5 protein-coding genes are annotated in these 7337 nt (G+C 70.7%); all 5 read right to left on the reverse strand.

Going from position 1 to position 7337, the window contains the following annotated elements; genetic code table 11:
* Positions 1 to 8: 8 nt before the first annotated feature.
* From ACGFI6_RS30775 to ACGFI6_RS30795, 5 genes are read right to left on the reverse strand one after another with little or no spacing between them, the layout of a single operon-like run.
* A complete protein-coding gene (locus ACGFI6_RS30775) occupies positions 9 to 1154 on the reverse strand; it encodes a VWA domain-containing protein (RefSeq protein WP_393124689.1) in 1146 nt (381 codons plus the stop codon).
* Positions 1151 to 3319, reverse strand: coding sequence for a DUF5682 family protein (locus ACGFI6_RS30780; protein ID WP_393124691.1), 2169 nt, complete (start codon positions 3317 to 3319; stop codon positions 1151 to 1153). The genes ACGFI6_RS30775 and ACGFI6_RS30780 overlap by 4 nt, the downstream gene beginning before the upstream one ends.
* A complete protein-coding gene (locus ACGFI6_RS30785) occupies positions 3316 to 4395 on the reverse strand; it encodes an AAA family ATPase (RefSeq protein ID WP_393124693.1) in 1080 nt (359 codons plus the stop codon). The genes ACGFI6_RS30780 and ACGFI6_RS30785 overlap by 4 nt, the downstream gene beginning before the upstream one ends.
* The gene (locus tag ACGFI6_RS30790; RefSeq protein ID WP_393124695.1) at positions 4392 to 5819 is read right to left on the reverse strand and encodes a DUF5691 domain-containing protein; all 1428 of its coding nucleotides are present in this window, start codon (positions 5817 to 5819) and stop codon (positions 4392 to 4394) included. Before ACGFI6_RS30790 ends, ACGFI6_RS30785 begins: the two co-directional genes overlap by 4 nt.
* Entirely contained in the window at positions 5816 to 7123 is a 1308-nt protein-coding gene (locus ACGFI6_RS30795) for an SWIM zinc finger family protein (RefSeq protein ID WP_393124697.1), read from the reverse strand. Before ACGFI6_RS30795 ends, ACGFI6_RS30790 begins: the two co-directional genes overlap by 4 nt.
* Between the last annotated feature and the right edge of the window lie 214 nt (positions 7124 to 7337).

Below are 7337 nucleotides of genomic sequence, written 5' to 3' on the forward strand. Positions count from 1 at the left end.
CGGTCCTCTCAGGTGATGTTGGTGGCCGCCCAGCCGGCGATGTCCTCGTGGCGAATCGCGGCGGCCATCAGGTCGGGGAACTTGTCGGGTGTGCAGGCGAACGCAGGAACGCCGAGCTCGGCCAACGCGGCCGCGTTCTCGGCGTCGTACGACGGGGTCCCCGAGTCCGCGAGCGCCAACAGGGCGATCACTTGTACGCCGGACTCCACCAAGGAACGCGTGCGCCGCAGCATCTCTTCCCGGACACCGCCCTCGTACAGGTCCGAGATCAGCACGAGCACGGTGTCGGCCGGCTTCGTCACGAGCTCTTCGCAGTACGCGAGCGCGCGGTTGATGTCCGTACCGCCACCCAACTGGGTCCCGAAAAGCACGTCGACCGGGTCGTCCAGCTGATCGGTCAGGTCCACGACCGCGGTGTCGAAGACGACCAGCGAGGTGCGCAACGTACGGATCGAGCCGAGCACCGCTCCGAACAGCGACGCGTACACAACGGACTCCGCCATCGAGCCCGACTGGTCGATCGCGAGCACGATGTCGCGTTGCACGCTGTGGTTGCGGCGCGCGTACCCGACAAGGCGGTCCGGGACGATCGTGCCGAGCGTCGGCGAGAAGTGCTTGAGGTTCGCGCGGATCGTCCGGTCCCAGTCGATGTCCGAGTGCCGCGGTCGCGCGGTCCGGCCGGCACGATCGAGCGCGCCCGTGACCGCGGCGCGGGTCCGTTCCGCCAGCCGGGCCTCGAGCTCGGCGACCACGCGGCCGACCACGTCGCGCGCGGTCTGCTTGGTTTCCTCCGGCATCACCTCGTTGAGTGCGAGCAGCGTCGACACCAGGTGCACGTCGGGCTCAACCGCCCCGAGCAGCTCCGGCTCCATCAGCATCCGCGTGATCCCGAGCCGCTCGACCGCATCCCGCTGCATCACCTGTACGACAGTGCTCGGGAAGTACTGCCTGATATCGCCCAGCCAGCGCGCGACCCGCGGCGCCGACGATCCGAGTCCAGCTGCCCGCTGCGTCCCCGAGGACTCGCCCGCGTCGTAGAGCGCCGCCAACGCAGCGTCCACGGACCGATCCTCCTTGGACAGCGTCGTTCCGGTCTCCTCCTCGGCCTCCGAACCCAGCACAAGCCGCCAGCGGCGTAGGCGTTCGTCACTCATGAGACCCCCAGCAAACGTGCGACGACAGGTAGTGCGGTCGCGGCGAGCTCGGCATCGAGGTCGTTGTCATCAGCAACCACTGCCGACGAAGGATCGGCGAGCACTCGGGCTCGCGAACCGATCGATCGGCGTTCCGGCGCCGCGAACGTCCCGAACGTACGCCGCAGCAACGGCAGCACCTCCACGAACGCATCGTCCGGAATCGCGGCCAGCCACGTGTCCACCAACGCCAGCAATCGCTCGTCGTGCACCAGCAACAACCCGCCTCCGGCCAGGAAGCCCTCGACGTACCCGGCCGCCTCGGCCGTCGGCGTACCAGGAGACAGCGCCCGCCCCAACCGCAGCGCGATCTCGTGGTCCGGCAGTCGCGATGTGTCCAGCATGAGCCGGGTCAATCGCCCCCGGATCATGGGCGGTACGGAGGTCCGATCGCTCAACCCCTGCAGGGTGTTCAGCCACTCGGCACGTACTTCTTCCGCGAGCAGCGCCGTCGCGTCCTGGACCCCGTCGATCAGCTCCTGGACGGCGGCAGCCGCATCCGGATCCAGCCCGTGAACGGTCCGGGCGAGACCGGCGCAGACCCGCGACACCATCCGGCCCGCGACCGAGGCGAGCCCTGCCGTGTCGGTCCGGCGTACGTCGCCGTACCGCGAAGCACGCGCCAGGGCCGGGAGCGCAGCCATCAGGTGCCCAACGTCCGCGTCAGCAGCCGCTCGCGTGTCGATCCCTTGCAGCAAAGGCGGGAGCGCGTCCGCAAGGTCGGCGAGCAACGACTTCTCCAGGGCGGCGGTGACATCCGCGAGCGTCGTCGAGTCGGCCGCCTTGAGCATCACGGTCGTCGCGGCGCCGAGTACCGTCGTGCCGTGGGCGCCGGCGGCGACGAGCTCCACCTCGAGTCCCGGATCCCACGCGAGTCGCCACAGCTCGCGGAACGTTCCCTGCGCCCGCCGCTCGTCCGTCGCCGGCACACCCCAGTGCACGCCGAGAATCCGCAACCTGTGCAGGAGTCTGGACTTCTCCAGGTCGTTCGGCTTCCGCAGATCGAGCTCGACCACCCGCTCGGCCGCGTCCCGTTTCATCCGCAACCGCCGCGCCTGCGCCGCGAAGTCGGCCGCGACCGGCGCCTGCGGCGTCTCGCTCGGTACGGTCCCGAGCAGCTCACCGACGACCGCCTCACGCGTCACCAGATCGAGCAGTACGTCGTTCCCGCCGCAGAGCACTGCCCGCGTGGCCTCGGTGACTTCGCTGAGTCCTGCGAGTGGACGTTCACGCAGCGCCGCCAGCGTGTCGGCGAGACGAACCGCCTCGATCACGTGCGCGCTGGAGACCGGCAGATCCTCGTCACGCAGCACCTGCGCCACTTTGGACAGCCAGCGGGTGGTGATGTGGTCCGGCGCGGTGAACAGGTGGTGATACCAACCAGGCGAGGTGATGCCGGCACCGTACCCACTCGTTGCCGCCAAGCGTCCGTGGGTCCACGGGACCCAGGTGCAAGCGATCTTCCGCTTCGGCAGGCCTTTCAGGATGCGTTGATCATGAGTTGCCGGAGGCAACGGCAGCTCGAGCGCCGGCACATGCCACGCACCGCAGATCACCGCGATCCGCTCGAACCCTTCACGCTGCGCCTTGCGGATCACGGTTCGCATGTACGCCTCGCGCTGGGCTTCACGTCCGGTCGCCTGCTCGCCGTGCCGCAGCTCGCGCATCGCGTCGGCGATCACGGTGAACGGCTCGGCGCCGTCGCGGCGCGACTCGATCACGTCGTCCCACCAACGCTCGGGGTCGTCGTACCCGCCCGCGTCGGCCAACGTCGCCAGCGGATCCATCGACGCGGAGCGCCCGCCCGAGGACGCGAACTGCTGCGCCGCGGGCAGATCGCAGAACCGTACGGGCACCTCGGCCGCCAGCCCGTACCGGATCGCCTGCCACTCCGGACTGAACACCGCGAACGGCCAGAACGCCGCCCGCGTCGAATCGTCCACCGCGTACGCGAGCAGGGCGACCGGCGGCTCCATCTCCTCGGACGCGGCCAGCTCGACGATCTTGTCGGCCTCCGGGGGACCCTCGATCAGAACGATGTCCGGCTCGAGGCGGGCCAGCGCGGCCGCCACCGCCCGCGCCGATCCAGGCCCGTGATGCCGGATCCCCAGTAAATGAACTGTCATCCGGAGATCTCTCGGCAGGCCCGGTAGAACGGCGCCCAGTCGTCCCGCTCGCGGACAACCGTCTCCAGGTACTCCGACCAGACCACCCGGTCGGCCGACGGATCCTTGACGACCGCGCCGAGGATGCCGCCGGCAACGTCCGTCGGCCGCAAGACGCCGTCGCCGAAGTGAGCGGCGAGCGCGAGGCCGCCGGTGACGACGCTGATCGCCTCGGCCGTGGACAGCGTCCCGGACGGCGACTTAACCGCGGTCCGCCCGTCCTCGGTCCGGCCGGAGCGGAGCTCGCGGAAGATCGTCACCACCCGCCGAATCTCGTCCAGCGCGTCGTCGGGCTGCGGCAGCTCGAGCGCCGAGCCGAGCTGCGCGACCCGGCGGGACACGATCTCCACCTCATCCTCGGCGGAGTCCGGCAGCGGCAGGACGACCGTGTTGAACCGGCGGCGCAGTGCGCTGGACAGCTCGTTGATGCCCTTGTCCCGATCGTTGGCGGTGGCAATGACATTGAATCCCTTACGGGCCTGGACTTCCGTGGCCAGCTCGGCGATCGGCAGTGTCTTCTCGGACAGGATCGTGATCAGCGCGTCCTGGACGTCGGACGGCATCCGGGTCAATTCTTCGATCCGGGCGATCTTGGCCTCGGCCATCGCGCGCTGCACCGGGCTCGGCACCAGCGCCGCCTCACTGGGGCCTTGGGCAATCAACTGGGCGTAGTTCCACCCGTACCGGATCGCTTCCTCGGCGGTGCCCGCGGTCCCTTGGACAAGCAGCGTGGAGTCGCCGCTGATCGCGGCCGCGAGGTGCTCGCTGACCCAGGTCTTCGCAGTGCCCGGTACGCCGAGCAGCAGCAATGCGCGATCCGTCGCGAGGGTGGCGACCGCGACCTCGATCAGCCGGCGCGGACCGACGTACTTCGGCGAGATCTCGGTGTCGCCCGCCTTGCCGCCGAGCAAGTACGTGACGACGGCGCTCGGCGACATCCGCCAGGCCGGTGGACGCGGCTTGTCGTCACTGGCCAGGAGCGCCTGCAGCTCCTCGGCGTACTCGACCTCCGCGTGCGGGCGCAGTACCTCATTCATGAAAGCTCCTCGTACATTTCACGGCGGAAGGCCAGGGTCTCCACGAGCCGGCGGCGCCAGGTGTCCTCGTCGCCGGTGGGTTCGCGGGTGATGGGGTGATCGAGTACGTCCGGTGGTACGGCGCGGGCCGCGATACTGGCGAGGCGGGCCCAGGCGCGCTGGGTACCGACCTTGGCGAGCTGGTCGAGGATCATCGTGCCCAGTGAGGCCGGCCAGGGTACGGGCAGGCCACCGACCACCTCCGCGACGTCGACCGTCTTGCGCAGGACGTCCACAGCCCCAGCCCACTCCTCGGGCGGTAACAGTCTGAGCAACTCCGCGGGGCTGCGACTGCCGGTGTTGGCGTTCGTCCGTAGCAACTCCCGGGCCCATCGCGTCGCGCCTTCGGTCGCACCGTCGGTCGCGCCTTCGCGGATCGCGGCCTCGGTCCAGGCCGACTGCAGTACTTCGGGAGCGCAGCCCTCGACGGGAGTGCCTAGCCAGGCGAGCTGCATTGCCTGCAAGGGTGTGTTCGCGACGATCTGATGGAACCACCAGGCGCGCTTGCCGATGCCTTCCGGGTTCTGCGAGTCGAGGCCGTCGCGTTCCATCGACTGCGTGAGGCTGCGCGGCAGCTCCACCGCCAGCACACCCTGCGTCGCCACCAGATGCGAGTGCAGGCGCTCCGTCATCCGTTCGCCGTACTGCGATCCCGGCAGCCGCGCGAGCAGTCGCACCGCAACCCGCCGTACCTCACGGGAACGGTCGTCCAGCGCGGACTCCAGGAACTCCTCGTCCGGCAACGACAAACCGTCCGTGAACAGCCCGAGGAAGTCGGCGCGGGTGGCGGCGGACTCGGTCGGCCAGACCTCCGCGAGCTCCACACGGGCCGCGGCCGGATCTTGACCGCGGAGCTGCCGCAGCCAGGTCCGGCGCTGGATCATGGTGCCGTGCGTCCACCACTGCGAATCGTTGCCCTCAGCAAGCGCTGCGTGCAGGAATCGCCATTCAGGGTTGAGATCCGCGAGCCACCGTGCCCGCCGGCCGGCCGCGGCGATCACCAGCGGCCGGTACTCGGCACGATTCCGCGCGTAGTCGGCCAGCGCGGGCAGCTGCTCGGGCGGCACGCCCCACCCGTTCGCGTCCGCCGCGCGCAACCACTCGCCGAGCGCCGTGGTCTGGAAGCCGCCGAGCATCGCGACCAACCGGCGGACTGCGCCTGGCCGCGGCAACGGCCGGTCATCGCCGCCCGCGGCCTCGAGCGGTACGAGATCCTGCAACGGCTTGCGCCCGGCCCGCTTGTAGATGGTCGCAAGCGCGGCCGCGTCGAGCAGACCGCCGGCGCCCAAACGCTCGCGTACGTTCTCCGGCAGTTCGTTGAAGTCCGCCGGCCGCCTGTCGGTCCCCAGCAGCACCGAGCTGACCAGCCCGTCCCAGCCCTTCACAGCAGCACCGGCCGATCGTCGCGCCAGCAGGTCATGGGGCGGAGCCCGGCGCGGTTCCACTCCGCGGCGACGGTGATCGGGTCGCCGGCCGAGACCGCGAGGAGCTTGAGCGGATCCCAGCCGGGCAGGATCTCCAGGCCGTCACCGGCCTCGTCGACCAGGGCCCAGCCGTCACCGTGGCGCGCAGGGCGTACGTCCTGGAGTACCAGCGGCCAGCGCTCGTTCCACGGGTCGGCGGCGAGCGATTCGACGTACGAAGCGAGGGCCCGACGGACCGTGAGCCCGGCGGGACGGGGTGCGGGCGTACGCGGATCGGACTGGGTCAGCAGCGCGCGCATCGGGAGCGCACCCGGGTAGAACGACAGCGCTCCAGGTACGTACTCGCCGGGTCGTGCGGGCAACGGATCCAACGGACGACCGGCCGCGGCGAACGTGAGGATCAGCCCGATCCGCCCAGTAGTTGCCCCGCGCAACCACACCCGGCGGACCGTGAGGCGGTCGTCCGGTTCGATCACGCGGCCGAGCATCAGCCAGTCGTCCTTGACCTTCTCGCCCTCGACGAGCACGCGGGCGGTCTCGGTGGGCCAGCCGATCCGGGTCTGCACGGTGTCGGCGAGCGACGGCGGGAGATCTTTGAGGCGTGCGTGTGCGGCGACGACCAGGTGGATGAGCGAGAGTTCCTCGAGGAGTTCGCCCGGCCAGCCGTGGCCGCGTCCGACGACGCCCGCAGCCCGGCGTACCGCGCCTGCCACGCCGGGCGCCTGTGCGTCGACCATGCGCGCCGCGAGCCGGCTCAGCTCGCCGTACGCCCGCTGATCGAATCCGCCGAGCCCCTGACGTACCTGATCGTCGAGCCACCCCGCGAGCTCCGCCAGGCCGGCCGACACCCGATCCGCGCGGCGCGCAGCCCGCTCTTGTGCGGCGACCGGGTCCGCGACCTCGCCCGGCTTCCGCTCCGGACGGTCGGCTCGCTCGGCCCGATCGGCTCGCTGGTCAAGCCAGGTCTGTGCCCAGTCCGGCTCCTCGGCGTTCTCGAGCTCGCCCTTCGCCGACCGCAGCATGATCCCGAGCGCGTGCTTGCACGGAAACTTCCGCGACGGACAGGAACACTTGTACGCCGGACCACTCAGCTCCACGATCGTCTGGTACGGCTGCTTCCCACTGCCCTTGCACAAACCCCAGACGGCCCGCTCCGAAGCCCCAGCCGCCGACCACTTCTCCCCACGAGCCAGCCCCTGCCCGGCCTTGGCAGACGCAGCATCAGACGCCAGCCCCAGCACCTGCTCCACGTCCCACAACCCCACACCACTCCTAACCACGACACCCACCCAAAGCATGCCACCCACCCCCGACACCCCACCCACTCCACCTGCCCCAACCACCACCTGCACCCCCGCCTCGATCCCCGCGCGCGCCCCCCCCCCCCGCCCCGGGGCGGGGGCCACCGCGGGGCGCGGCCGCGCGGGCGGCGGGCGGGGGGGGGGGGGGGCGGGGCGCGGGCGGGCGCGGGGGGGGCGG

It is taken from the genome of Kribbella sp. NPDC048928, from assembly GCF_043197975.1.
Classification (GTDB): Bacteria; Actinomycetota; Actinomycetes; order Propionibacteriales; family Kribbellaceae; genus Kribbella.